This window comes from Kribbella sp. NPDC023855, assembly GCF_040639475.1.
Classification (GTDB): domain Bacteria; phylum Actinomycetota; class Actinomycetes; order Propionibacteriales; family Kribbellaceae; genus Kribbella.
This window is the reverse complement of record NZ_JBFAAA010000005.1, coordinates 391,491-415,955: the sequence shown is the minus strand read 5'-3', so window position 1 is coordinate 415,955 and position 24,465 is coordinate 391,491. Positions and strand designations below refer to the sequence as shown.

General features: G+C 68.6%; 24 protein-coding genes. 9 read left to right on the top strand and 15 right to left on the bottom strand.

The window, feature by feature from the left end; genetic code table 11:
* Window positions 1-21: 21 nt before the first annotated feature.
* Together AB0F51_RS20975 and AB0F51_RS20970 are read right to left on the bottom strand one after the other, a co-directional pair.
* Complete coding sequence (locus tag AB0F51_RS20975) at window positions 22-627, bottom strand: MBL fold metallo-hydrolase (protein ID WP_360282283.1); 606 nt, start codon at window positions 625-627, stop codon at window positions 22-24.
* Window positions 627-1,721 carry an S-(hydroxymethyl)mycothiol dehydrogenase gene (locus tag AB0F51_RS20970; protein WP_360282281.1) on the bottom strand — a complete coding sequence of 365 codons (1,095 nt, stop codon included), beginning with the start codon at window positions 1,719-1,721 and terminating at the stop codon, window positions 627-629. The genes AB0F51_RS20975 and AB0F51_RS20970 overlap by 1 nt, the downstream gene beginning before the upstream one ends.
* Window positions 1,722-1,896: 175 nt before the next feature.
* On the opposite strand from AB0F51_RS20970, the gene AB0F51_RS20965 reads away from it, so the two are divergent.
* The 4 genes from AB0F51_RS20965 (at window position 1,897) to AB0F51_RS20950 (ending at window position 5,541) form a co-directional block, all read left to right on the top strand.
* Window positions 1,897-2,790 carry an ABC transporter ATP-binding protein gene (locus AB0F51_RS20965; RefSeq protein ID WP_360282279.1) on the top strand — a complete coding sequence of 298 codons (894 nt, stop codon included), beginning with the start codon at window positions 1,897-1,899 and terminating at the stop codon, window positions 2,788-2,790.
* Window positions 2,790-3,614, top strand: coding sequence for an ABC transporter permease (locus AB0F51_RS20960; RefSeq protein WP_360282277.1), 825 nt, complete (start codon window positions 2,790-2,792; stop codon window positions 3,612-3,614). Before AB0F51_RS20965 ends, AB0F51_RS20960 begins: the two co-directional genes overlap by 1 nt.
* A 68-nt stretch (window positions 3,615-3,682) precedes the next feature.
* Window positions 3,683-4,900: a sensor histidine kinase gene (locus AB0F51_RS20955; protein WP_360282275.1), complete on the top strand. Its 1,218-nt coding sequence runs from the start codon at window positions 3,683-3,685 to the stop codon at window positions 4,898-4,900.
* Entirely contained in the window at window positions 4,900-5,541 is a 642-nt protein-coding gene (locus AB0F51_RS20950) for a response regulator transcription factor (RefSeq protein ID WP_360282273.1), read from the top strand. The genes AB0F51_RS20955 and AB0F51_RS20950 overlap by 1 nt, the downstream gene beginning before the upstream one ends.
* Window positions 5,542-5,623: 82 nt before the next feature.
* On the opposite strand, the gene AB0F51_RS20945 is transcribed toward AB0F51_RS20950, so the two are convergent.
* From AB0F51_RS20945 to chvE, 10 genes are all read right to left on the bottom strand, one after another.
* Window positions 5,624-6,460: a hypothetical protein gene (locus AB0F51_RS20945; RefSeq protein ID WP_360282271.1), complete on the bottom strand. Its 837-nt coding sequence runs from the start codon at window positions 6,458-6,460 to the stop codon at window positions 5,624-5,626.
* Window positions 6,460-6,612: a hypothetical protein gene (locus AB0F51_RS20940; RefSeq protein WP_360282269.1), complete on the bottom strand. Its 153-nt coding sequence runs from the start codon at window positions 6,610-6,612 to the stop codon at window positions 6,460-6,462. Before AB0F51_RS20940 ends, AB0F51_RS20945 begins: the two co-directional genes overlap by 1 nt.
* 104 nt (window positions 6,613-6,716) lie before the next feature.
* Complete coding sequence (locus tag AB0F51_RS20935) at window positions 6,717-7,541, bottom strand: isoprenyl transferase (RefSeq protein WP_360282556.1); 825 nt, start codon at window positions 7,539-7,541, stop codon at window positions 6,717-6,719.
* Between the two features lie 117 nt (window positions 7,542-7,658).
* A complete protein-coding gene (locus AB0F51_RS20930) occupies window positions 7,659-7,841 on the bottom strand; it encodes a hypothetical protein (protein WP_360282267.1) in 183 nt (60 codons plus the stop codon).
* A 93-nt stretch (window positions 7,842-7,934) separates the two neighbouring features.
* A complete protein-coding gene (gene recO / locus AB0F51_RS20925) occupies window positions 7,935-8,690 on the bottom strand; it encodes a DNA repair protein RecO (protein ID WP_360282265.1) in 756 nt (251 codons plus the stop codon).
* 41 nt (window positions 8,691-8,731) lie between these two features.
* A complete protein-coding gene (locus AB0F51_RS20920; RefSeq protein WP_360282263.1) occupies window positions 8,732-9,559 on the bottom strand; it encodes an SDR family oxidoreductase in 828 nt (275 codons plus the stop codon).
* On the bottom strand, window positions 9,556-10,545 hold the full coding sequence (locus tag AB0F51_RS20915) for an aldo/keto reductase (RefSeq protein WP_360282261.1): 990 nt from the start codon (window positions 10,543-10,545) through the stop codon (window positions 9,556-9,558). Before AB0F51_RS20915 ends, AB0F51_RS20920 begins: the two co-directional genes overlap by 4 nt.
* Before the next feature lie 42 nt (window positions 10,546-10,587).
* Complete coding sequence (gene mmsB, locus AB0F51_RS20910; protein WP_360282259.1) at window positions 10,588-11,832, bottom strand: multiple monosaccharide ABC transporter permease; 1,245 nt, start codon at window positions 11,830-11,832, stop codon at window positions 10,588-10,590.
* Window positions 11,829-13,382, bottom strand: coding sequence for a multiple monosaccharide ABC transporter ATP-binding protein (gene mmsA, locus AB0F51_RS20905; RefSeq protein ID WP_360282257.1), 1,554 nt, complete (start codon window positions 13,380-13,382; stop codon window positions 11,829-11,831). The genes mmsB and mmsA overlap by 4 nt, the downstream gene beginning before the upstream one ends.
* Window positions 13,382-14,503, bottom strand: coding sequence for a multiple monosaccharide ABC transporter substrate-binding protein (chvE, locus tag AB0F51_RS20900; protein ID WP_360282255.1), 1,122 nt, complete (start codon window positions 14,501-14,503; stop codon window positions 13,382-13,384). The genes mmsA and chvE overlap by 1 nt, the downstream gene beginning before the upstream one ends.
* A gap of 268 nt (window positions 14,504-14,771) precedes the next feature.
* Here chvE and AB0F51_RS20895 point away from each other — a divergent pair, with 268 nt between their 5' ends.
* Genes AB0F51_RS20895 through AB0F51_RS20885 form a run of 3 tightly spaced genes read left to right on the top strand, consistent with a single transcriptional unit; the run spans window position 14,772 to window position 19,392 of the window.
* Complete coding sequence (locus tag AB0F51_RS20895) at window positions 14,772-17,885, top strand: FtsX-like permease family protein (RefSeq protein ID WP_360282253.1); 3,114 nt, start codon at window positions 14,772-14,774, stop codon at window positions 17,883-17,885.
* A complete protein-coding gene (locus AB0F51_RS20890; protein ID WP_360282251.1) occupies window positions 17,882-18,718 on the top strand; it encodes an ATP-binding cassette domain-containing protein in 837 nt (278 codons plus the stop codon). Before AB0F51_RS20895 ends, AB0F51_RS20890 begins: the two co-directional genes overlap by 4 nt.
* Window positions 18,715-19,392, top strand: coding sequence for an ATP-binding cassette domain-containing protein (locus tag AB0F51_RS20885; RefSeq protein WP_360282249.1), 678 nt, complete (start codon window positions 18,715-18,717; stop codon window positions 19,390-19,392). Before AB0F51_RS20890 ends, AB0F51_RS20885 begins: the two co-directional genes overlap by 4 nt.
* A 9-nt stretch (window positions 19,393-19,401) precedes the next feature.
* Here the strand turns inward: AB0F51_RS20885 and AB0F51_RS20880 are convergent, their stop codons facing one another.
* Window positions 19,402-20,865, bottom strand: coding sequence for a GNAT family N-acetyltransferase (locus AB0F51_RS20880; protein WP_360282247.1), 1,464 nt, complete (start codon window positions 20,863-20,865; stop codon window positions 19,402-19,404).
* Here AB0F51_RS20880 and AB0F51_RS20875 point away from each other — a divergent pair.
* Together AB0F51_RS20875 and AB0F51_RS20870 are read left to right on the top strand one after the other, a co-directional pair.
* Window positions 20,858-21,166 (top strand): antitoxin VbhA family protein, encoded by a 309-nt coding sequence (locus AB0F51_RS20875; protein WP_360282245.1) that lies wholly within the window; start codon window positions 20,858-20,860, stop codon window positions 21,164-21,166. The two genes, AB0F51_RS20880 and AB0F51_RS20875, sit on opposite strands and share 8 nt — an antisense overlap.
* 6 nt (window positions 21,167-21,172) lie before the next feature.
* Window positions 21,173-21,937, top strand: coding sequence for a Fic family protein (locus tag AB0F51_RS20870; RefSeq protein WP_360282243.1), 765 nt, complete (start codon window positions 21,173-21,175; stop codon window positions 21,935-21,937).
* On the opposite strand, the gene leuA is transcribed toward AB0F51_RS20870, so the two are convergent.
* Entirely contained in the window at window positions 21,938-23,656 is a 1,719-nt protein-coding gene (leuA, locus tag AB0F51_RS20865; RefSeq protein WP_360282241.1) for a 2-isopropylmalate synthase, read from the bottom strand.
* A gap of 209 nt (window positions 23,657-23,865) precedes the next feature.
* On the bottom strand, window positions 23,866-24,465 hold the full coding sequence (locus AB0F51_RS20860; protein WP_360282239.1) for a DUF2867 domain-containing protein: 600 nt from the start codon (window positions 24,463-24,465) through the stop codon (window positions 23,866-23,868).

Sequence of the window (24,465 nt, the reverse complement as noted above, 5' to 3'; positions counted from 1 at the left end):
CCTGCTCGATGCCCGCCGGACCTACAGGATGGTGAGGGACTCGGCGGCGATGGTGGTGGTGTCGCCGTGGCCGGTGTGGACGACTGTGCCAGGTGGGAGGGTGAGCAGGCGTTCGCGAATCGAACGCAGGATCGTCGGGTGGTCGGAGTACGAGCGGCCGGTCGCGCCCGGGCCGCCCTGGAAGAGGGTGTCGCCGGTGAAGACCGCTTCGAGGTCCTCGGAGTACAGGGAAGTGCTGCCGGGGCTGTGACCTGGCGTGTGGATCGCGCGGAGCACACTGTCGGCCACCTCGAAGGTGGTGCCGTCGGTCAGGTCGTGGTCGGGAGCCTCGTCGTACAGGACTTCCCAGAGCATGCTGTCGGCCGAGCTGATCCACACCGGGCACTTGAGCGCGTCACGGACGGCGCCGACCGCGTTGATGTGGTCGTTGTGCCCGTGCGTGCAGACCAGCGCGACCACCTCGCGATCCCCCACCGCCTCGATGATCCGCTCCGCGCTGTGCGCCGCGTCGATGATGAGCACCTGGTCGTCGTCACCGACCAGCCAGACGTTGTTGTCGACGTCCCAGGTCCCGCCGTCGAGGCTGAACGTGCCGGACGTGATGAGCCGTTCGATCCGGGCCGGCATCAGAACTGCACCACCGAACGCAGCACGTCACCGTGGTGCATCTTGGCGAAGGCCGCCTCGACCTCGTCCAGCGCGATCGTCTCGGACACGAACCGGTCCAGCGGCAACCGCCCCTGCAGGTGCAGGTCGATCAGCATCGGGAAGTCGCGGCTCGGGAGGCAGTCGCCGTACCAGCTCGACTTGAGCGAACCGCCGCGGCCGAAGAAGTCGAGCAGCGGCATCTCGAGCGTCATGTCCGGCGTCGGTACGCCGACCAGCACCACCGTGCCGGCCAGGTCACGCGCATAGAAGGCCTGCTTCCAGGTCTCCGGGCGGCCGACCGCGTCGATCACCACGTCCGCGCCGAACCCACCGGTGAGTTCCTGGACCGCCGCGACGACGGCGTCGTGGTCGAGTCCCTTCGAGTTGATCGTGTGCGTCGCGCCGAGCTCCTGCGCGACGTCGAGCTTGCGCTGGTCGATGTCGATCGCGATCACCCGGGCGGCTCCGGCCACCCGGGCGCCGACGACGGCCGCAGTACCGACTCCACCGCAGCCGATCACGGCCACCGTGTCACCGCGTCCGACGTTGCCGGTGTTGACTGCCGCGCCGAGGCCGGCCATCACGCCGCAGCCGAGCAGGCCGGCCACCTCGGGCTTGGCCGCCGGGTCGACCTTTGTGCACTGACCGGCCGCGACCAGCGTCTTCTCGGCGAAGGCTCCGATACCGAGCGCGGGCGACAGCTCGGTGCCATCGGCAAGGGTCATCTTCTGCTTGGCGTTGTGCGTGTTGAAGCAGTACCACGGACGCCCGCGCAGGCAGGCGCGACAGTTGCCGCAGACGGCCCGCCAGTTCAGTACGACGAAGTCGCCGGGAGCGACATCGGTTACACCTTCACCGACCGCCTCGACGACACCCGCCGCCTCATGGCCCAGCAGGAAAGGAAATTCGTCGTTGATGCCGCCCTCGCGGTAGTGCAGGTCGGTGTGGCAGACGCCGCACGCCTGCACCTTCACGACGGCCTCGCCCGGACCCGGGTCGGGGATGGTGATCTGTTCGATGGTCACTGGCGCGCCCTTGCCCAGGGCGACGACTCCACGCACGGTCTGACTCATCCCCCGACGCTATCCGCCACTCCTGTCCCGCGTCAGCCCCACAAGGCGCGTCGCCGCGCCGAATTTCCGCCCTGGTGCCCACTCTGGTGTCCCCTCCGGTGTCCACCGATCGGGGGACAGCCGGTCCGTCGTCCGGCGCTCCCTGGGTGGGGTGGTTCGGCGGGAAGGTTGAGGCATGACACAGACAGCCGACGCGGTGCGGGTCCGGGGACTCGTCAAGCGCTACCCCGACAAGATCGCCGTGAGCGGCCTCGATCTCGACATCCACCGGGGTGAGGTGTTCGCCCTGCTCGGCCCGAACGGCGCCGGCAAGACCACCACCACGGAGGTGCTGGAGGGGTACCGCCGTGCGGACGAGGGTGAGATCAGCGTGCTCGGCTCGGACCCGGCCCAGGGTGACCGGCTGTGGCGCAGCCGCCTCGGCATCGTGCTGCAGACCTCGCGGGACGAAGCCGAGTCGACCGTCGCAGAACTGGTCAGCCACTACGCCTCCTACTACCCCGACCCGCGCGACCCGGACGAGGTGATCGCCGCCGTCGGGCTGGAGGACAAGCGCAAGACCCGGCCGCGCAAGCTGTCCGGTGGTCAGCGCCGCCGCCTCGACGTCGCCCTCGGCGTGATCGGTAACCCGGAGCTGCTGTTCCTGGACGAGCCGACCACCGGCTTCGACCCGGAGGCGCGCCGGCAGTTCTGGACCTTGATCGAGGGCCTGCGCACCGGCGGTACGACGATCCTGCTCACCACCCACTACCTGGACGAGGCGGAGCACCTCGCCGACCGGGTCGGCGTGATCGCCGACGGCGCGATGGTCGAGGTCGGTACGCCGGAAACCCTCGGTGGCCGGGGTGCCCGGACCGCACGGGTCACCTGGACCGACGCGGACGGCCCGCACGAACTGCGCACCGACCGGCCCGCGACCGAGGTGGCCGCGCTGATGGCCCGCTTCGGCGGTGAAGTACCGGATCTCGAAGTCCGGCGGCCGAGCCTGGAAGACATCTACCTGGAACTGATCGGCAAGGCGGCGACCGCGCCGGCCGAGCCCGTCGCGATCGAAGCTGGAGCACTCTGATGGCCTTCGTCAGCAGCACGAAACCGTTGCCCTCGACCCTGGCGGTCGGCCTGGCCCGGACCAAGCTGGAGGTCCGCGAGTTCTTCCGCGAGAAGGAAGCGCTGATCTTCACCTTCTTCTTCCCGATCATCTTCCTCGGCATCTTCTCGGCGGTCTTCAGCGGTACCGAGTTCGACGGCGGCGTCAACGCCGCGACCTACTTCACTCCCGGAATGATTGCCTCCGGCATCTTTCTGAGCAGCTTCCAGTCGCTCGCGATCAGCATCGCGCTGGAGCGCGACGAAGGCCTGCTGAAGCGACTGCGCGGTACGCCGATGCCGCCGCAGGCCTACTTCATCGGCAAGATCGGCCAGGTGCTGATCACCTCGGTCGCGCAGATCGCCCTGCTGCTGGCGGTCTCCGGGCTGCTGCTCGGCGTCGACCTGCCGACCGACCCGGCCAAGTGGGTCAACTTCGTCTGGATCTTCGTGCTCGGTACCGCCTCAGGCTCGGCGCTGGGGATCGCGTTCAGCGTCGTACCGAAGTCAGGCAAGGCCGCCTCGGCGGTGATCACGCCGGTGGTCCTGCTGCTGCAGTTCATGTCGGGTGTGTACTTCGTCTACAGCAGCCTGCCGTCCTGGATGCAGAACGTCGCCTCGGTCTTCCCGCTGAAGTGGCTGGCCCAGGGCATGCGGTCGGTGTTCCTGCCCGATGGGTTCGTCGTGAACGAGCCGGGTGGCTCGTGGCAGCTCGGCCTCGGCGCGATCGTGCTCACCGTCTGGCTGGTGGTCGGCCTGATCGTCGCCCAGCGGGTGTTCCGCTGGACCCGCCGGGACGCCGGTTGAGCGTCGGTCCCGTGGCGATCAGCGACACGGTGCCCGGCCGGCAGTCGATCTGGAGGAGGATGGATACCATGGATCTCCCCAGCGCCCGGATCGACCAGCCGGTCTGGACCCGCACGCTGATCGCCTGGCACCTCGTCTTCTACGCGCTGCTCGGCATCACCGCGGTCGCCGCCTTGGTGACCGACGAGCTCACCAGCGGCCGGCGGGTCGCCTATCTGGCACTGGCCGGCACGCTGGCGCTGATCTACCGCCTGCTCGCGATGCCGGCCATGGTGAACCGCATCCGCTGGCAGGCTCATCTCTACCGGGCCCTGATGATCGCGTGTGTCAGCGGAGCCGTCGCGCTCTACCCGCAGTCGATCTTCCTGCTCTTCATCGTCTCCCCGCAGATCTGGCTGCTCAGCGAGCGGATCTTGGACGCGGTGTCGCTGAGCATCGTGCTGCTGGTCGCCGTCGGCACGGCTCAGCTCTGGGCGGCCGGCTGGTCGATGGACGCTTTCTGGGACATCCTGCCGTGGATGGTGATCAGCCTGGCGGTCAGCATGCTGTTCGGCATCTGGATCGAGAAGGTGATCTCCCAGAGCCAGCAGCGAGCCGCGCTGATCGAGGAACTCGAGGCCGCCCGGGACGAGCTCGCCGAGGCGCACCACACGGCCGGGGTGATGGCCGAGCGGGAGCGGATGGCCCGCGAGATCCACGACACGCTGGCGCAGGGCATGACCAGCATCGTGATGCTCTCGCAGACGGCCGCTGTCGAGCTCTCCCGCGGCGCGGTCGATCCCGCGGCGGCCCGGCTGGCCGCGATCGAGGACACGGCCCGGGAGAATCTGGCCGAGGCCCGGGCACTGGTGGCCGCGTTCACGCCGGTGGCGTTGAGCGGGGCGACACTGGCCGAGGTACTGCGGCGGCAAGGGGAACGGTTCGCGGCGGAGACCGGGGTCGACGTACAGGTGTCCTTGGACATGGCGGATGACGAAGTGGCCGCGTTGCCGCAGGGTCAGCAGGTGGTGTTGTTGCGGGCGGCGCAGGAGTCGCTGGCGAACGTCCGCAAACATGCCGGGGCGACTCGGGTCCAGATCAGACTGGGTCTGTCGGCCGATGGCGTGGCGATCGAGATCAGTGACGACGGGTCGGGCTTCACGCCGTCGGCGCGGCCGTCGGGATACGGGCTGGCCGCGATGCGGGGGCGGGTCGAGGAGTCCGGCGGAACGGTGTCGGTCGACAGCGCGCCAGGGCGCGGTACAAGGGTGCAGGTACTCATCCCGGCGACGGGTCAGGAGGATTGATGGTTCGCGTGCTGGTGGTGGACGACCACCCGGTGGTCCGGTCCGGGCTGATCGGGATGCTCGCGGTGACCGACGACATCGAGGTGGTCGGCGAGGCGGGTGACGGCGAGGAGGCCCTCGCGCTGGTCGACGCCACCCGGCCGGACGTCGTACTGATGGATCTCCGGATGCCGCGGCGCGACGGGGTCTCGGCCACGGGAGCGATCGTTTCGGTGTATCCCGAGACGAAGGTGCTGGTGCTGACGACGTACGACACGGACACCGACATCCTGCACGCCGTCGAGGCGGGAGCTGCCGGCTATCTGTTGAAGGACACTCCGCATGCCGAGCTGCTCGACGGGATCAGGGCGGCAGCACGCGGCGAGACAGTGCTGGCACCACCGGTCGCAGCCCGCCTGATGTCCCGCCTCCGTACTCCGGCCGCACCCGCCGCGGCCCAGCCGTCACCTCGCGAACTGGAGGTCCTGGCAGCGGTCGCCCGGGGACTCAGCAACGCGGAGATCGGGCGTGAACTGTTCATCGGCGAAGCGACCGTCAAAACCCACCTCCAGCGTCTCTTCGCCAAACTCGACGTCGACGACCGCACCCGCGCCGTCACAGTCGCCATAGAACGCGGCCTCCTACCGTCCCCCCGCCGCTGACCGCCGCTCGGGTGCCGTGGGTTTGGGTGCCCGCTGAGCGTCGCTGGGTTGCGGCTGGTTGCCGCTGAGTGCTGGTGTGTTGCTAGCGGTCCAGGCCGCGGAGGGCGGACTGGGCGCCTTCGCGGTGGCGCAGGTCTTGTTCCGCCTTGCCGGCAGTGGCCCGTTGGGCTGACGGCTGGGTGGGGTTCAGCCCGGCTCGTGCCGCGTTCGCCAGCTCGACGCTTTGCGCGGCCGCCTTGTGGGCGTTGGGCTGGTCGTTGTCGACCTGCCTGGTGAGACCCTCGAGCCCAGCGCGAGCCGCCTTCACCTCGGTCTTCAGGTCGGAGCTTGTCGCTTCGATCGCCCCGGAGACCCGGCCGCTGTCGTCGATCGCCATCGGCCGTACCTCGAACTCGGTGGCCGTCCGGCGAGCCGTCTGCAGGCGCCCCATCGCCTGGTCGAGGTTGGTGGCAGCCGCATCGACACCGCGCCGGAAGTTCTCCAGCCTGCTCCGCAGGTTCTCGGTCTCGGGCGTCTTCCGGCCCGGCAGGCTCTCCAGTTCGTCCAGCGCCTTGGTACCGCCCGCGAGCATCTTCGAACTCCGCTCGATGTCCTCGCGGAGTTCGCCGAGCTCTCGCTGCGCGTCACCGAGCCGCCCCGCCAGTTGGCCCGCCGTCTCCTGCGCACTCCGGAACCCACCGCGAACCACGCGATCGGCCTGGTCGCGCTCGTCGCCGTTGCGAGCCACCCTCCCCTCGCCTTCGGCTCTCCGCACCCGGCTGGCGGTGTCCGGCAGCGTCCGGACATCCTCCAGCCGGCGACCCATCACCCGGTCGAACTCATGCGTGCTGTCGGCCACGGCCTTCATCGTCACTTGGGCCTTGGTCAGCGAGTTCGCGATCTGATCCGTCAGCCACGCGACCTGCTCTTCGTCGGCCATCAGTGCTGTTCCCGCGCGAGTGCCGCCAGCCGCTCGTCCTCAGCCAGTGCCGCGCGGAGGATCGACTCCACGTCACGCACCTGCGCCTGTGCTGCCTGCAGCTCTCGCTCCATGGACTGCACGGCGGTCTCGTCGGCCGGCTGTTCTGACACGGTTGGCACTCCTCTTCGACGACATTCTTCCGATCAAGGTAGACGGCCCAGGGGCTACCGCCGTTCCCTGCTTTCCGGCGCCCGCCACGCGGACGTAGTACGGGCTATTGGGTGGGCTCGACCTGGTTGGGGACGGCGCCGCCGTACCGGCGGTCGCGTTGGGCGTAGAGCTCGATCGCGCGCCACAGGTCGCGGCGGTCGAAGTCGGGCCAGAGGGTGTCGAGGAAGACCATCTCGGCGTACGCGAGCTGCCAGACCAGGAAGTTCGAGGTGCGCTGCTCCCCCGACGACCGGACGAACAGGTCGACCTCGGGGATGTCCGGTGCGTAGAGGTGCTTGGCGATCGTCTTCTCGGTGATCCGGTCCGGGTTGAGCCGGCCGGCCACCACCTCCGCGGCGATCGACTTCATCGCGTCCGCGATCTCCGCCTGGCCGCCGTAGTTCACGCAGAACTGCAGCGTGATGGTGCTGTTGTCCTTGGTCCGCTCCTGGGCGTCCTCGAGCTCGGAGATGACCGACTTCCACAACCGCGGCCGCCGCCCCGACCAGACCACCCGGACCCCCATCGCGTCCAGCTCGTCGCGCCGCCGGTGGATCACGTCCCGGTTGAACCCCATCAGGAACCGGACCTCCTCCGGCGACCGGGCCCAGTTCTCGGTCGAGAACGCGTACGCCGAGATGTACTGCACCCCGATCTCGATCCCGCCCTTGATCACGTCCAGCAACGACGCCTCACCGGCCTTGTGCCCCTCGGTCCGCGGCAGGTTCCGCGCCTTGGCCCACCGCCCGTTCCCGTCCATCACGATCGCCACGTGCCGAGGCACCAGCTCAGCCGGAATCACCGGCGACCGAGCCCCCGAAGGATGCGGATCCGGAGCCACCGCCTCCGCCCGCCGCAACCTCTCCACCCGACCACGACGACGACCCATAGGCGACATACCCCGAATCCTCCCAAACAGACTCTCCGGACGGCCCACCGGACAGCCCGCAACCACCAGCCCTCTGTGGATAACTCACCCCCTCCAACACCCTCCGTATGCGGGTTGTTAGCGGCGGCGTTCTTTTTCTCGTTGGCGGGTGGGGTTTTGCGGTGTGGCGCGGCGGCCGGTTGCGCGGTTGGTGGCGCGTCGGCGTGGAGCAGTTGCTTCGGCGACGCCGTCCTGGGCTACTCGTAGGACGTTTCGCAGGTCGTCGCTCACCGCCTCGCCCGAGTTCTCGGCCTCACTCATCCGAGCAGCGCATCCAGGAGGCGATCAGGTTGTTCAGCTGGTGTCGCTGGCGGGTGTCCAGGCGGTCGACTGCGCGCTGAGGAGGCATCTGGTTCATCCCAGGTTCAGTTGGGGGGACTCGGCGGTCAGGTCCAGGTGGCGGAGGGAGCGGAGGCGGTCGAGGTGGTAGGTGGTGAAGGCGGAGACGAGGGTGGACGCCTCGCGGCGGGTTCGGGGGTCGGTGCGTTCGGCGGTCGGCCAGTCGCCGGTCAGGAGGGCCGCGAGAAGGTTGACCGTGACGGGAGCCGGCATCGCGCAGGCGGGTGGGCGGCAAGTGCTGCAGACCATGCCGCCGGCAGCGGGGTTGAAGGCTCGGTGCGGGCCCGGTTCGCCGCATTTCGCGCAGTCTTCGAAGGACGGCGCGTAGCCGGAGATCGCCAGGGAGCGGAGCAGGAACGAGTCGAGCACCAAGCCCGGAGTGCGCTCACCGGCGGACAGGACGCGGAGGGCGCCGGCCAGCAAGAGGTGCTGCTGGGTCGCGGGCTCTTTCTCCTCGACCACCAGCCGGTCGGCGGTTTCGAGCAGGACCGTGCCGGTGGTGTACCGCGCGTAGTCGCTGACAATGCCTTCGCCGTACGCCGAGATCGACACCGCCTGAGTGACCACGTCGAGCGTCCGGCCGGTCGCCAGTTGCAGGTCGACGTGACTGAACGGCTCGAGCCGGGCCCCGAAGCGCGACGAGGTCCGCCGGACCCCCTTCGCGACCGCCCGGATCTTGCCGTGGCTCCGAGTCAGGAGCGTGGCGATCCGATCGGCTTCGCCCAGTTTCTGGGTCCGGAGCACGATCGCCTCGTCACGATAGAGCGGCACCCACCCATTGTCTCAGGTCAAGGTCCAGGCACCCCGCAGGCTCAGGTCTGGGCGAGGTACTCGGCGAGGCTGAGTGGTGGGTGGCCGGTGATGGTTTCGACTGCGGGGCTTACGGCGCTTAGTTCGCCGCTGGCGATTGCGGCGTACGAGGTGACCCAGCCGGCTACCTCCCAGGGCGGGGCGCCGTAGCCTTCGCGCGAGCGGTATGCCTCGTCAAGGGTCTCCGGCTCATAGCGGACGGGCCGGCCCCAGGCCTCGCTAACCAGGGCCGCGCCCTCGGCCAGAGTGAAGGCGGACGGGCCGGTGAGGTCGTAGGTCATCCCGGAGTTGCCCTCCGACACCAGTACGGCGGCGGCCACGTCGGCGACGTCGTCTCGGGAGACCGCCGCCACCCGCCCGTCACCCGCCGGGCCGCGGATCACGCCGTCCTCCCCCACGAAGTCCGGTACGAAGTCCAGGTAGAGGTTGTCGCGCAGGAAGGTGAAGTCCACGCCCGTCCCGCGCACGTGCTCCTCGGTGTGCCAGTGGTCGCGCGCGAAGGTGAAGGTCGCCGACGGTGAGGCGCCCACGAACGAGGTGTACACGATCCGCCGTACGCCGGCCGCGACCGCCGCGTCGACCGTTGCCTTGTGCAAGGAAACCCGATCCGCCGACTCCGTTGCGCTGAGCAACAGCAAGGTGTCCACCCCGTCGAGCGCGTTCAGCAGCGCGGCATGTTCCCCGTACGCCGCCTGCGCCACCTCGGCTCCCGGCAACTCGGGCGCCCGCGCCGGATCGCGCACAACCAGCCGCTGCGGTACGCCGCCAGCCGCCAACCTCCGCGCAATCCGCCCGCCGAGCTGCCCGGTCGCGCCGGTGACCCCGATCACTGGTCCACCATCTTCATCCCACCCGGCGCGTACCGATCCCCGGCCACCGCATCCGGCGGGAACGCGGCATCCAACGCAGCCAGCTCCTCCACCGACAATGACACGTCGACCGCACCGAGGTTCTCGGCCAGGTACGACCGCCGCTTCGTCCCCGGGATCGGTGCGATGTCATTGCCCTGAGCAAGCAGCCAGGCGAGCGCGAGCTGACTCGGCAGCACACCCTTCTCCGCTGCCAGCGCCTTGACCTTCGCCACCAGATCCAGGTTGCGCTGGAAGTTCTCGCCGGTGAATCGCGGCAGCCCGCGCCGCATGTCGTCGGCAGGGAAGTCCTCCGGCGAAGTGATCTGCCCGGTCAGGAACCCACGCCCCAACGGGCTGAACGGAACGAACCCGATTCCCAGCTCCCGCAGCGTCGGCAGTACGCCGGTCTCCGGGTCCCGCGTCCACAACGACCACTCACTCTGTACTGCGCTGATCGGGTGCACCGCGTGCGCCGCCCGGACCGTCTCGCCCGACACCTCCGACAGGCCGAGGTACCGAACCTTGCCTGCCGCAACCGCCTGGGCCATCGCCCCGACCGTCTCCTCGATCGGCACCTGCGGATCCCGCCGGTGCAGGTACCAGAGGTCGACATGGTCCACGCCGAGCCGCCGCAGCGAGGCGTCCAGAGCAGCCGCGGCGTACTCCGGGGTGCCGTTCACCACGTTCGGCATGGCCCCGCTGGTCGCCGGGCGCTGGAAACCGAACTTGGTCGCCAGCACCACCTCGTCGCGACGGCCGGCCAGGGCGCGCCCGACGAGTTCCTCGTTCGCGCCGTCGCCGTACACGTCCGCGGTGTCGATGAAGGTGCAGCCGGCGTCGATCGCCGCGTGCACGGTGGCGATCGACTCCGCGTCGTCACTCTGGACGCCGTACGACTGGGACATCCCCATGCAGCCGAGGCCGAGGCAGGAAACGGTCAGTTCGCCGAGTTGGGATTCACGCATACCCCGAACCTACCGCTGCCGTGCCCCGCCCGGCCAAGACCCTCAGATGCGTGAGACTCCCGCGCGGCGCTTGGTCCAGATGTCGTAGGCGACGGCTGCCAGCAGCACCAGGCCCTTGACCAGCATCACCCGGTCACTGGCCGCACCCATCAGCGACATTCCGTTGTTGATGACAGCCATGATCAGGCCGCCGGTGATCGCGCCGACCACCTTGCCGATCCCGCCCTGGACCGCCGCGCCGCCGATGAAGGCCGCGGCGATCGCGTCCAGCTCGAAGTTCTGGCCGGCTGTCGGTCCGGCCTGGTTGAGCCGGCCCGCGAAGATGATCCCGGCGATCGCGGCCAGCACGCCCATGTTCACGAAGATCCAGAACGTCACGGCGTTCACCTTCACACCGGACAGCGCGGCCGCCTGCCGGTTGCCGCCGATCGCGTAGATATGCCGGCCGAAGATCGTGTTGCTGGTGACGAGTGAGTAGCCGACGACCAGCACGGTCAGCAGGATCAGCACCCACGGCAGGTTCTTGAACCGGGCCAGCTGGACCACGACGAACATCAGGACCAGCGCGGCGACCACCAGCTTCGCGGCGAAGATCTCGATCGGCTCGACGGTCTGTCCGTACCGGATCCGCCCGGCCCGGGCCCGCCACTGCATCAGGAACAGCGCCGCCACCAGGCCGAGACCGACCAGCAGCGTCACGATGTCCGCGCCACCCAGTGGACCGAGGCCCACGTTGCCGAGCCAGCCCGGAGTGAAGCCGTTGGACAGCGTCCGGATCGCGTCGGGGAACGGGCCGATCCCCTGGTTGCCCAGGGTGGTCATGGTGATGGCGCGGAAGATCAGCATGCCCGCGAGCGTGACGATGAATGCCGGGATCCCGAAGTACGCGACCCAGTAGCCCTGCCAGGCACCGATCAGTGCGCCCGCGACCATCGTGGCGATCGCCGCGAGCGGCCACGGAACGCCCAGATCGACGGTGAGCAAGGCACACAACGCCCCGGTCACGGCCACCACCGACCCCGCCGACAGGTCGATGTGGCCCAGGATGATGATCAGGATCATCCCGATCGCCAGGATCAGGATGTAGGAGTTCTGGACGATGATGTTGGAGATGTTCTGCGGCTCCAGCAGCGCACCGTCGGTCAGGATCCAGAACAGCACCACGATCAGCGCGAAGGCGATGTAGATCCCGCTCTCGCGCGGATTGAACGACAGCCGCACCCGCGGCCGGCGGGTTCCGTCCGGCCCGGGGGTGACCTTCTCCTCGGCCGAGGTGGCGGTGCTCATCGGTTCTCCTCGCGGCCGGCACTGACACCGGCGGTCATGTACTGCATCAGACGTTCCTCGTTCGCTTCCTCGCGGCTCACCTCACCGGTGATCCGGCCGGCGGACATCGCATAGATCCGGTCGCACAACCCGAGCAGCTCGGGCAGCTCCGAGGAGATCACCAGGATCGCCTTGCCCTGCGCCGCGAGCTGGTTGACGATCGTGTAGATCTCGTACTTCGCGCCGACGTCGATGCCCCGGGTCGGTTCGTCGAGGATCAGCACGTCGGGTTCGGTCAGGATCCACTTGGACAGGACGACCTTCTGCTGGTTGCCACCGGACAGGTTGCCGGTGGTGGTCAGCACGCTGGGCGCCTTGATGTTCATGCTGCGCCGGAACTCCTCGGCCGCGCTGAACTCCTTGCCGTCGTCGATCCAGCCGAAGCCCTGGGTGAACCGGCTCAGCCCCGCCGCGGACACGTTCCGCTTGATGTCCTCGATCAGGTTGAGCCCGTACCGCTTGCGGTCCTCGGTGGCGTAGGCGATGCCCTGGGCGATCGCCTCCCGGACCGTGCGGAGCCGGATCAGCTGGTCGTTCTTGAAGATCCGGCCGGAGATGTCCTTGCCGTACGAACGGCCGAACACACTCATCGCGAACTCGGTCCGGCCGGCACCCATCAGCCCGGCCAGCCCGACGATCTCGCCGCGCCGCAACCGGATGGAGGCCTTGTCCACCACCACCCGCCCGTGCTGGGTCGGGCTGTGCACGGTCCAGTCCTCGATCCGCAGTACCTCGTCGCCGATCACCGCGTCGCGGACCGGGAACCGGTCGGACAGCTCGCGCCCGACCATGCCCGAGATGATCCGGTCCTCGGTCACGTCGCCGTCGCGCAGGTCCAGCACCTCGACGGTCCGGCCGTCGCGCAGTACCGTCACCGTCTCGGCGATGGAGACGATCTCGTTCAGCTTGTGCGAGATGATCACCGAGGTGATGCCGTCCTCGCGCAGGCCCCGCAGCAACTGCAGCAGGTGGGCGGAGTCCTCGTCGTTGAGCGCCGCCGTGGGCTCGTCGAGGATGAGCAGTTTCACCTTCTTCGACAGGGCTTTGGCGATCTCGACCAACTGCTGCTTGCCGACACCGAGGTCGAGGATCTGGGTGGTCGGGTTCTCGTTCAGGCCGACCCGGCGCATCAGTTCGGCCGCCTCGGTGTTCGTCCGGTTCCAGTCGATCCAGCCACGCTCGGCCCGCTCGTTGCCGAGGAAGAGGTTCTCCGCGATCGACAGCTGCGGGCACAACGCGAGCTCCTGGTGGATGATCACGATGCCCCGGTCCTCGCTGTCGCGAATCCCGGAGAACCGGCACAACTCACCCTCGAAGTCGATCCCGCCCTCGAAGGAGCCGTCCGGGTAGACCCCGGACAGCACCTTCATCAGCGTCGACTTGCCGGCGCCGTTCTCACCGCAGATCGCGTGGATCTCACCGCGCCGGACCGACAGGTTCACGTCGTCCAGCGCGACCACACCGGGGAACCGTTTGGTGATCCCCCGCATCCGCAGGATGTCCTCGGTCATTACTTCAGCTGCCCGGCCTGGTAGTAGCCCGACTCGACCAGCAGCTTCTCGTAGTTGCCCTTGACCACGATCACCGGCTGCAGCAGGTACGCCGGGACGACCTTGACGCCGTTGTCGTAGTCCTTGTCGTTGTTGGTCTCCGGCTTGTTGCCCTTGAGCACCTCGTCGGCCATCTTCGCGGTCACCTTCGCCAGTTCGCGGGTGTCCTTGAAGATCGTCGAGTACTGCTCACCGGCGTTGATCGACTTCACCGACGCCACCTCGGCGTCCTGGCCGGTGACCACCGGATAGGGCTGGCCGGCGGTGCCGTAGCCCGCGCTCTTGAGCGCCGACAGGATGCCGATCGACAGACCGTCGTACGGCGATAGCACGCCGTTCACCTTCGCGCCACCGTAGAACTTGGTGATCAGGTCTTCCATCCGGCGCTGCGCGGTCTCGGCCTTCCAGCGCAGGATCGCCACCGTCTTGAAGTCGGTCTGCTTGCTCCGGACCACCAGGGTGCCCTTGTCGATGTACGGCTTGAGCACCGACATCGCGCCGTCGAAGAAGAACGGGGCGTTGTTGTCGTCCGGCGAGCCGGCGAACAGCTCGATGTTGAACGGGCCCTTCGCGCTGCCCTCCGAGCCGTCCTCGTTCTTGATCTTCAGGCCGGTCAGCAGCGAGGTGCCCTGCTGGACGCCGACCTTGAAGTTGTCGAAGGAGGTGTAGTAGTCCACGTTCGGGCTGTTACGGATCAGCCGGTCGTAGGAGATCACCGGGATGTTGCTGTCCTTGGCCAGCTGCAACTGGCTGGTCAGCGCGGTGCCGTTGATGGCCGCGATGATCAGCAGCTTGGCGCCCTTGGTGATCTGGTTCTCGATCTGGTTGGCCTGCGTCGGGATGTCGTCCTCGGCGTACTGCAGGTCGACCTTGTAGCCCGCGTCCTCGAGAGCTTTCTTGACGTTGTTGCCGTCGCTGATCCAGCGTTCCGACGACTTCGTCGGCATCGTGACGCCCACCAGAGCGCCCGCTGTGTCACCGCCGCTGCTGCTCTCCGTCGTCTTCGCCGACGAACCACAGGCGACCAGCGCCGCGGCCATCGCGAAAGCCCCACCCGCGGCCACTATTCGTGCGAACCTCATGCCTTACCTCCTGTTGCGAACCCCGACCTCATCGGCGCGGACGGCCGCGCTGCCCGGGATGTTATCGCTAACAATCATTCCCGCCAACCCCCCACCGGCCACCGAGACCGGACCGACGCCCAGGCAACGACTGTGTGTCTTTCTCGGTAAATGGCTGACGACGACCCCGGCTCTCCGTAAGTTCAGCCGGGCTAACGTTTTCCGGCAGACCGGGCCTCGGCACCTCGGGCCGCTGCCTGCCGGGGTTGAGGCTAGGGGTGGCCAACTGATGTTTTTGCGACAGGCGCTGCGGTACCGGTGGTCCCAGATGCTCGTCCTGGCGGGGGTGAGCGTGCTGATCGGCACGTGTGCGGCGTTCGCGCCCTGGTTCTCCCGCGCGGTCGAGCAGACCGTCACCACCGAGACGTTGACCGGCGAGTGGCTGCGGGCCAGTTGGCAGCTGGACGCGGCTCCGGTCAGCCAGGGCAGCGGACCGATCAAGGCTCCGGCACCCGAGGACCTGACCGCGATCATGCCCGCCGACGTACGACCGCTGTTCAGCGCGCATTCGTACGGCATGTCGGCCCCGGTGACCTGGAACCTGGAAACCAAGCGGCCGAGGATCGACGGCCGGGTGGTCTGGCGGGACGGGTACTGCGCGCAACTCGCGCTGACCGCCGGCCGCTGCCCGGCCGCCCCGAATGAGGTGGTCACCTCGACCACCGACGCCGAGACCTTCGGCGCGACGGTCGGCACCACCCTCAAGGCGCTGGGCACCAAGTACGCCGCCACCGGGAAACTGCGCGTTGTCGGTATCTACCAGGCACGGAGTGAGGACAAGTACTGGTTCGGCCACGGGCCGACCGGCCACTCGCGGCCGGGCAACGACTCCCAGGGTCCGACCTCGGACTTCCTGCTCACCAATCGCGAAACCCTGGAAGACGGCTGGCGCGCCAACTCGACGGCGGACTCCCTGCTGCTGCCGGGCAAGGCCCGCGTCGACGATCTGGGCCGGCTCCGCCAGGTCACCGCCGAGTCCGAGGCCCGCGCCCCCGACCTCGGGTTGCAGGCCCGGAACCAGTCCGGACTGGTCGATCTCATCGACGGCATCAACGCCGAACGCCGCCAAGCGGTCACGATCATCCCACTCGTGATGGTGCAGGTCGGTCTGTTCGGTGTCGTCGTCCTGGCCCTCGCACTGGCCGCTGTAGTCGACCAGCGTCGGCCGGAGCTGGCGATCTCCCGGCTGCGCGGCGCCGGCGTACGGCGTACCGGGCGAGCGCTGGCGATCGAGCTGAGTGTGCCCGTGCTTGTCGGGACGTTGCTGGGAACCCTGGTCGGCTTCGGCATCCTGTTGGTGGTTCGCAGCACCTGGCTGAACGGCGGTGCTCCCGTGGAGGTGCCGTGGACCGTGCCGGCCGCGGTCGCGTTCGCGGCGCTGGCCGGGATCGCCGTGGTGGTGTGGTCGGTTCGCTCCGTCGTCCGGCAGCCGATCTCCACCCTGCTCCGGCGGATCGTGCCGCGGCACCGCGGCCGGACGGTCGGTCTGGTCGACATCATCGTGATCGTGGTCGCCTCGGCCGGTCTGGTCGGCGCGCTGACCGGTGGCGGCCGCGGGCCACTCCCTGTCCTGACGCCCAGCCTGCTCGCTCTCGCGGTCGGGCTGGTCTTCGCCCATCTGCTGCTGCCCGCGGCCGGACTGATCAGCCGGCAGGCGTTGCGCCGCGGCCGGCTCGGCCTGGCCCTCGGCGCCCTCCAAGTGGCTCGCCGCCCGGCGGTGACCCGGATCGTCGCCGTGGTCGCGGTGGCCGCCGCCCTGGTGTCGTTCGCCGGCCAGGCCGCGACCGTTGCCGAGCGCAACCGTGAGGTCCGGGCCGGGTACGAGGTCGGCGCGGCCGGAGTGCTGGCGATGGAGATCAACTCCCTCGGGCAGCTCCAGGCCGCCGTCGACAAGGTCGACAAGGACCGGAACTGGCTGACGCCGGTGGTGCTCTCCTATCCCGCGAACACCAGCGGGCTGCGCTCGCTGATGATCGAGCCGGACAGCTTCCAGCGGATCGCCTTCCGCGGCGACCGGCTCACCGACGCGGAAGGGCTCAAGGCGATCACCGCTCCGAACGACCCGCCACCGGTCACGATCGACGGTGACCGGCTGACCATCACCGCGACTCCTGGCGCGATCAAGCCGTACGCGCCGCCCATCGCCGACGGCAGTGAGCCCCCGCCCGCCGGTCCCCCGCCGAAATCCGTTGTCCTGCGGGCAACGGTCTTCAGCCAGAGCGTCGGCATCCGGTACGAGGTCATGTTCCCTCCGCTGAAGCTGGTACCGGGCAAACCGGTGGAGCTCAGCGCCGAGCTGGGCTGCGCGAAGCCGTGCCAGCTGATCCGGCTGGGCGTCGCGCGCGAGCTCGGCGACCTGGCCGGGCTCCGTGGCGACATCACGATCAACAAGCTGGCCACCAACACCCAGCCGACCGTCGCGCTCGGACCGGCGGCGAACTGGCAGGCCCCGCGGCAGAGCGGCGGTGACGAGGCTCTCGACAGCATCAGCGCGGCGGACGGACCGCCGAACGGCCTGGTGCTGAACGTGACGAGCATCGGCGGCGAACTGACGCTGCAGACCGCGCGGATCCCGGCCGAGGTGCCGGTTCTGGTGACGCCGGACGTCGTGGTCAACGACGTCCAGACGATCCCCGGCATCGACGGGCGCGGAGTACGGATCGAGAAGGTCGACCGGCTGCGCAGTACCGTCCCCCGGCACACCGAGCACACCGCGGTGGTCGACCTGGAAACCATTCGCCGGTTGGGCGGCAAGGTGGCCGACCTCAGCACGGACACCGAGATCTGGCTGAACGACGAGGGGCTGGCCCGCGCAGACCAGATCATCGCCGGCCTCGCCTCCGCCGGCATCGCCGCGACCGTCGTCGATCGGCAGGCCGAGCGATCCGCCACTTACGGCCGCTCGGCGAGTGCGCTGGCGCTGCAGCTCACCCCGGTGATCGGCATCGCCGGATGGGCCTTGGCGATCATCGTGCTGCTGCTGATGATCGTGACGTCGTGGCGTTCCCGGGCCCAGGACTACGCGAGCCTGCGCATCACCGGCGTACCGGCGGCGACGACCGGACGCGCGGCGCGGTGGGAGCAGACCGGCCCGGTCACGCTTGCGGCGTTGCTCGGATCGGCGTGCGGCATTCTCGGCGCGTCCATCGCGTTGCCGATGATCCCGCTCTTCGCGCCGGCCGCCCTCCCGTCACCGATTCCGCTCGAGCTGGACATCAACTGGCCGATAGCCCTCGCTCTCATGCTGATCACTACGGCGCTGCTGGCCACCGCCACGCTGCTGCTCGCCTCCGGCGTCAACCGAAGAGCCGGCTACAGCCGGATCCGGGAGGAACTATCATGAGCGGCCTCGCGATCAACACCACTGGCCTGGTGCACATCTACCGCAGCCAGGGCCACGACGTCGCGGCGCTGTCCGGGATCGGGATCAGCGTGCGGCCGGGTGAACTGGTCGGCCTGCTCGGCCCGTCCGGTGCCGGGAAGTCAACCCTGCTTCAGCTTTGCGGCGGGTTGCTGACGCCGAGCGCCGGACGGCTGCAGATCGGCGAGCACCACATCGCCACGATGACCGAGGTCGAGCTCGACAGGATGCGGGCCGGTGACGTCGGCATCGTGCTGCAGGGTGCCGGGCGCAACCTCATCCCCTATCTCAATCCTGAGGACAACGTCCGGTACGCGCAGCGGGCCGCTGTCCGCGGCCGCACCCTGCCGTCTCCGCATGAGGTGCTCGAACTCGTTGGCCTGAGCAACCAAGCGCGGGTACCGCTCGAACGGCTGACACCCGGCCAGATCCAGCTCTGCGCCGTCGCCGTCGGGATCGCCACCTACCCCGGGCTGCTGCTGGCCGACGAGCCAACCAGCCAGCTCGACCACCGCGCCCGCGACGAAGTACTGGCAGCGATCTCGACAGTCAACAAGGCGACCGGGATGACCGTGCTGCTGATCACCCACGATCCCGAGGTGGCCGCGATGCTGCCCCGGACGATCACCATCAAGGACGGGCGGATCGCGTCGGAGGGCCGGTCGGGTGAGGAGTTCGCGGTGGTCGCGACCGACGGGTCGTTGCCGCTGCCCCCGCATGTCGCGGAACTGCTGCCGCCCGGCACGTTGTTGCGAGTCACCACCGAGGACGGCGAGGTCCGGCTGACCTTGGTCGAGCAGGAGGACGAGACATGATCACGGTCACCAACCTCACGGTCGCGTACGACGATCTCGTCGCGGTGGACGATGTGACGTTGCAGGTGCCCGCTGGGTACGTGCTCGCGGTCAGTGGGCCGTCCGGCGCCGGCAAGAGTTCGTTGCTCTGGGCAATCGCTGGGGCGGTGCCGGCGAAGTCGGGTCGAGTGGAGATCGACGGGCTGGAGATCGTCGACAGGCCGGGCGCGGCGGGGCATGGCGTCGTACTGATTCCGCAGGGCAACGGGTTGGCCCGGGTGCTGACCGCGCGGGAGAACTTGTCGATGCCGTTGTTGGCCGAGCGCCGGTTGCCGGCCGGCGACCAGGACCGGGCCGAGGCGCTGGAGTCGATCGACGAGATCATCCAGAAAGCGCTGGTCGATGTCGGGCTCGAGGAGAGCGGCGATCACCTGGTCGAGGAGCTGTCCGGCGGTGAGCAGCAACGCATCGCGGTCGCCCGCGGGCTGGCTCAACGCGGCAAGGTGATCCTCGCCGACGAGTCGACCAGTGAGCTCGACAGCACCAACCGGGAGCGCGTCCTCGACCTCCTCCGGGCCGAGGCGGACCGCGGCGCGGCGGTGATCATCGCGACCCACGACCCCAGCGTCGCCGCCGGCGCCGACGGCCACGCCCTGATGGACGAAGGCCGCCTCAGCTGGGACCGCCGGTTGTAATTCTTGGGATCAGACGCCGAGGAAAAGCGGTGCCGGTGGTGGGCCGTGCTGGATGAGGTGTGCCAGTTGGTGGTGGAGGGTGCGGGGTGACAGGTAGGCGGGGCCCTTGTGGGACTGGAGTTCTGCGAGGGTCCACCAGCGGTGGCCGTACACGCTCTCGGCTTCGAGTTCGGCCTGCGACAGCGCGCCCGCGGGCGTGAAGGAGTCGACCCGGATGAGGAAGTAGTCGTTGACGACTCCGTCGTAACCGCGCGCATAGTCCGGACCGACCGCGACCTGGTGCCAGATGTGGGGCGCGTCAGCCGGCGGAGTCAGACCGATCTCCTCGGCCAGCTCACGAACCAGGCCGTCCCGCAACGACTCCCCCGCCTCGATCCCACCACCCGGCGCGGCCCAGACAACCTTGTCGGCGAACTCGAACCGCAGCAGCAGAATCCGGTCCTGAGCATCCAGTACGACGGCCCGCACCGCCTGGCGCAACCGCGGCGCCGGGAGCGTCACCTCGTACTCCGCGTTCTTCTCCCGAGCCACGAAACCGAAGCGGGCGTTGACTTTCTGCATCGCCGTGTTGGTCTCGGCCGTCCAGGTGTGCAACAACGTCTGGGTGGTCCGGTGCTTGGCGAGTTGCTCCAGATTGGCCAGCTTCAGGTGAGCACCCAGGTTGTGGCCGCGGTGTTCTCGTAGTACGAGGGTGTCGAGTTGCTGGGCCGTCTCCGGGTCGGTCTTCGGCAGGAACATCACGGTGTAGCCCGCTGGGCGGCCGTCGGGGGTTAAGGCCAGGACCACGAGCGAGAGGTAGTTCTTGGCGTTCCGCTCCTCCAGTTGGCGAAGCTCGTCCACCTGCCAGTGCCTCGTCTCCCTGGTCATCCCGCCGGTCGGCACGTCGGCGCTCATCGCGGTCCGCAGCTCGGCGTACACCGGCAAAAACTCTTCCGGGCAAGGGCCTGCCCACGAGATCAGCTCATAACCGTCCAGCGGCTCGAGCTCCACCTGGTGCTGATACGGCAGCGGTACTACGAGATGGTCCTCGATGTGCTCCAGCGCGAACCCGAGCTTCGCGGCGAACAGGCACGCCGGCCAGGTGTCGGTGGTGAACCCATCCGGGATCGCGATCTCGGTCTGGTAGACCGTCCGGCCGAGCGATGCGGCGCGCGCCCGCGCCCAGCCCCACAACGCCGTACCGATCCCCTGCCGACGATCGGCCGGCGCAACGTTGATCTCCACGAGGATGGAGTCGAGGTTGTCCTTCAGCCCGTACTCGACAATCATCGCGCCGACAACCCGCTCCCCGTCGTACGCCGCCACCCCAACAACAGCCTTAGTCGGAACCGGTACCCGCAACGAGGTAGCCAACGCATCATGACTAGCCAGCAACGGCACTTCCCGATCCGCAGTCGCCCCAGCCCGCAGCACGTCGTACCACAAATCAAAGCCACTCTCGTCAGCCGGATCAATCTCGCGCACGGTGGTCACCCGCAAGAGCAAAGCAGCTTCAGCCCGCCCGCACCACCGGATTACCGAACCCGCGATCGATAGAATGGCGGGAACGGAAGGCGGTGCGATGCCCGAGGACAACGCTGAGAAGAAGCAGCTGACCGACGCCGAAATCGAGGCCGCGGTCGACGGCGTAACAGCCGGCCACCGAATGGCCGAACACGAACCGGACGACGAGACTCTGGAACTGGCACGCCGCCAGCTCCGCGGCGAAATCACCGCCGAGGAAGCAGTCCGCCTCGAAATCGAACGAACCCTGAACGAGTTCGGCCACGACTGAGCCACCGTGCCGAACAAATACACGTATCCCGATTCCGAGGTTCTCCGCAACGCCTTCGACCTGCGCGATCCGGTCGCCGCACACACGATGGAGACGCGACTCGCGTTCGCCCGGGTGACCGAACTGATCCAGAATCCGGTGCAGGGGAACTTCGATCTGGACCACCTGCTGGAGATCAACCGGCGCACGCTTCAGGACATGTACCCGTGGGCAGGTCAGCTGCGCGACATCGACACCGGCACGATGACGACCGGACTCGTGCACTGCCGCCCGCAGTTCCTCCAGGCTGAGGCGGACCGGGTCTTCGGTGCGATCCGGGCCGACGACTACCTGCGCGGGATGTCCGACGAGCAGTTCACCGATCGGCTGGCCGAGCACTGGGGTGAGCTGACGGCGCTGCACCCGTCCCTGGACGGCAACACGCGCAGTCAGCGGGTCTTCGTCGACCAGCTGACCCGCAACGCCGGCCGGTCCATCGACTGGACCGCGGTCAACCAGAACATCGAGCACTTCAAGCTCGCCCGACTGCACGCCCACGCCGGGCAGACGGGCCCACTACGTAACGCCCTCTCGTCCGTACTGCGGCCTGGCACCGACCGCTTGGACGGGCCGGCCGTCGCCGGACCGGCCGTGGATCCCGCCGTACAGCGGGCCGCGATGGCCGGAATCGCCGGACCGGCCGCTCTTCGCGCCCCTCAGCAGCCGAGCAGGGGTCGTCGGCAAGGACCGACGACCCCCGGGGTCAGCAAAGCGGAGTCACCGGAGCGGTGATCAGCGGTTGGCGCGGTTGATGGCTGAGACGACCGCTTTCAGGGAGGCGGTGAGGATGTTGGCGTCTCGGCCTACGCCCCAGTAGACCTCGTCGCCGACCTCGCACTCGACGTATGCGGCGGCCAGGGCGTCGCCGCCGGCTGAGAGGGCGTGCTCGTGGTAGTCCAGCACGCGGACGTCGTACTTCAGCGGCTTGATCGCGTCCACGAAGGCGGAGACCGGACCGTTGCCCTCGCCAACCAGTTCGTGCGGGACGCCGCCGGAGTACACCTGGACCCGGAGGGCGTCGTTCTGGCCCTCGCCCGACGTCGAGTTGACCGTCAACAGCGACAGCTTGCCCGGTGCCAGGTACTCCGTCTCGAAGATGTTCCACATCTGCTGGGGCCCGACCTCGCCGCCCTCGGCGTCGGTGTGCTGCTGGATCACCCGGCTGAACTCGATCTGCAGCCGGCGCGGCAGGTCGAGGCGGTGCTCCGACTTCATGATGTACGCGACGCCGCCCTTGCCGGACTGCGAGTTGACCCGGATGACCGCCTCGTACGACCGGCCGACGTCCTTCGGGTCGATCGGCAGGTACGGCGCCTCCCAGGCGATCTCACCGACCGGCTTACCCTCGGCCGCAGCCTGCTTGTCCAGCGCCTCCAGGCCCTTCTTGATCGCGTCCTGGTGCGAGCCGGAGAAGGCGGTGTAGACCAGGTCACCGGCGTACGGCTGGCGCTCGGGCACCCGCATCTGGGTGCAGTACTCGACCGTACGGCGGATCTCGTCGATGTCGGAGAAGTCGATCTGCGGGTCGATCCCCTGGCTGAACAGGTTCATCCCCAGCGTCACCAGGTCGACGTTGCCGGTCCGCTCGCCATGCCCGAACAGGCAGCCCTCGACGCGGTCGGCGCCGGCCATCAGGGCCAGCTCGGTCGCGGCGACCGCAGTACCGCGGTCGTTGTGCGGGTGCAGGCTGATCGTGCTGTGCTCGCGCCGGGTCAGGTTGCGGCCGAACCACTCGATCTGGTCGGCGTACACGTTCGGCGTCGACATCTCGACCGTGGCGGGCAGGTTCAGGATGATCTCCCGGCCGTCCTCGGGCTGCCAGACATCGCTGACCGCCTCACAGACCTCGAGCGCGAACTCCAGCTCGGTGCCGGTGAAGATCTCCGGGCTGTACTGGTAGCCGAACTCGCAGTCGGCCAGCATCTCGTCGGCGTACTTCATCACCGTCTCGGTGCCCCGTACTGCGATGTTGCGGCACTCGGCCTTGTCGACGTTGAACACAACCCGGCGGAACAGCGGGGCGGTCGCGTTGTAGAGGTGGATCGTTGCCTTCGGCGACCCCTGCAGCGACTGAACGGTCCGCTCGATCAGCTCTTCCCGCGCCTGGGTCAGCACCGAGATCGTCACGTCGTCCGGGATCGCGTCACCCTCGATCAGCGACCGGACGAAGTCGAAGTCGTACTGGCTGGCGCTGGGGAAACCGACCTCGATCTCCTTGTAGCCCATCCGGACCAGCAGGTCGAACATCCGCCGCTTGCGGGCCGGTGACATCGGCTCGACCAGCGCCTGGTTGCCGTCGCGCAGATCGGTGGACAGCCAGCGCGGGGTCTTGTCGACCGACCTGGCCGGCCAGGTGCGGTCGGGCAGCTGGATCGGCGGGAAGGCGGTGTACCGGCCGATCGGCATCCCGGAACTCTGCTGGACGGGCTTGGGCTGGTTCTTCGGTGCCATGATGCGGGTTCTCCTCGCGGGAATGTACTGCGGTGGTCGACATCGACCGGCGAACGACAAACTCCGCGGCGAGGGAACCGGCCTACGTCAGGCCTCGCCGCGGCAGCGAAGGAGGAGAAGCTGGTGCCGCATGATGCCAGCGAGTCTATGCACAATCCGATCCGGAGGTCGAACCAGGAGTCTCGCGGACCGAGACGGAGAGTGACCGATCAGGGAGTCGGCCGGGCGCCGGCCGTGGAGGCTTGCCACCCGCGGCCGATGATGCCGAGCAGGGCGGGATAGACGAAGAGGTAGCGGAAAGGCTTGATCAAGGCCATGTACGCGGCTCCGCGGCGGCCGTTCGGTTTCACCAGGACGGCCATCTGGCCGCGATACCCACCGGATTCGTCGGGCACCCAGCTCAGGTGCAGGACGCCGTGGACGGTCCGGTTCGCCATCTCGGCGGCCCACTCGTCGTCGAGCTGGTAGAGCGAGCTGAAGGGCAGGTCGCCGAGGTCGGGGCCGCGGGGTGCCGCGCGGAGGTCGTCCGGGAGGCGATCGAGCAGCATCGGTACCCGCGTGCCGAGGCCGCCGTTCTCGTCGTCCCAGCCGAAGAGGCGGCCGAGTTTCCAGCGGGCCTCCCACAGCACGCGGACGATCAGCGGCGCCCCTTCCGGGAAGTTGCCGCTGCCGAAGTTCTCGAGCAGGCGCGGGAAGTCGTCCGGTCCGCCGGGCGTGGGCAGCGCCCAGACATCCTCGACGGTGAAGTCCGGGGTGAGCTCGTGGATCCGCCACGGCTTGTCCGTGTGGCTTGAACGAGGGAGCTTCAT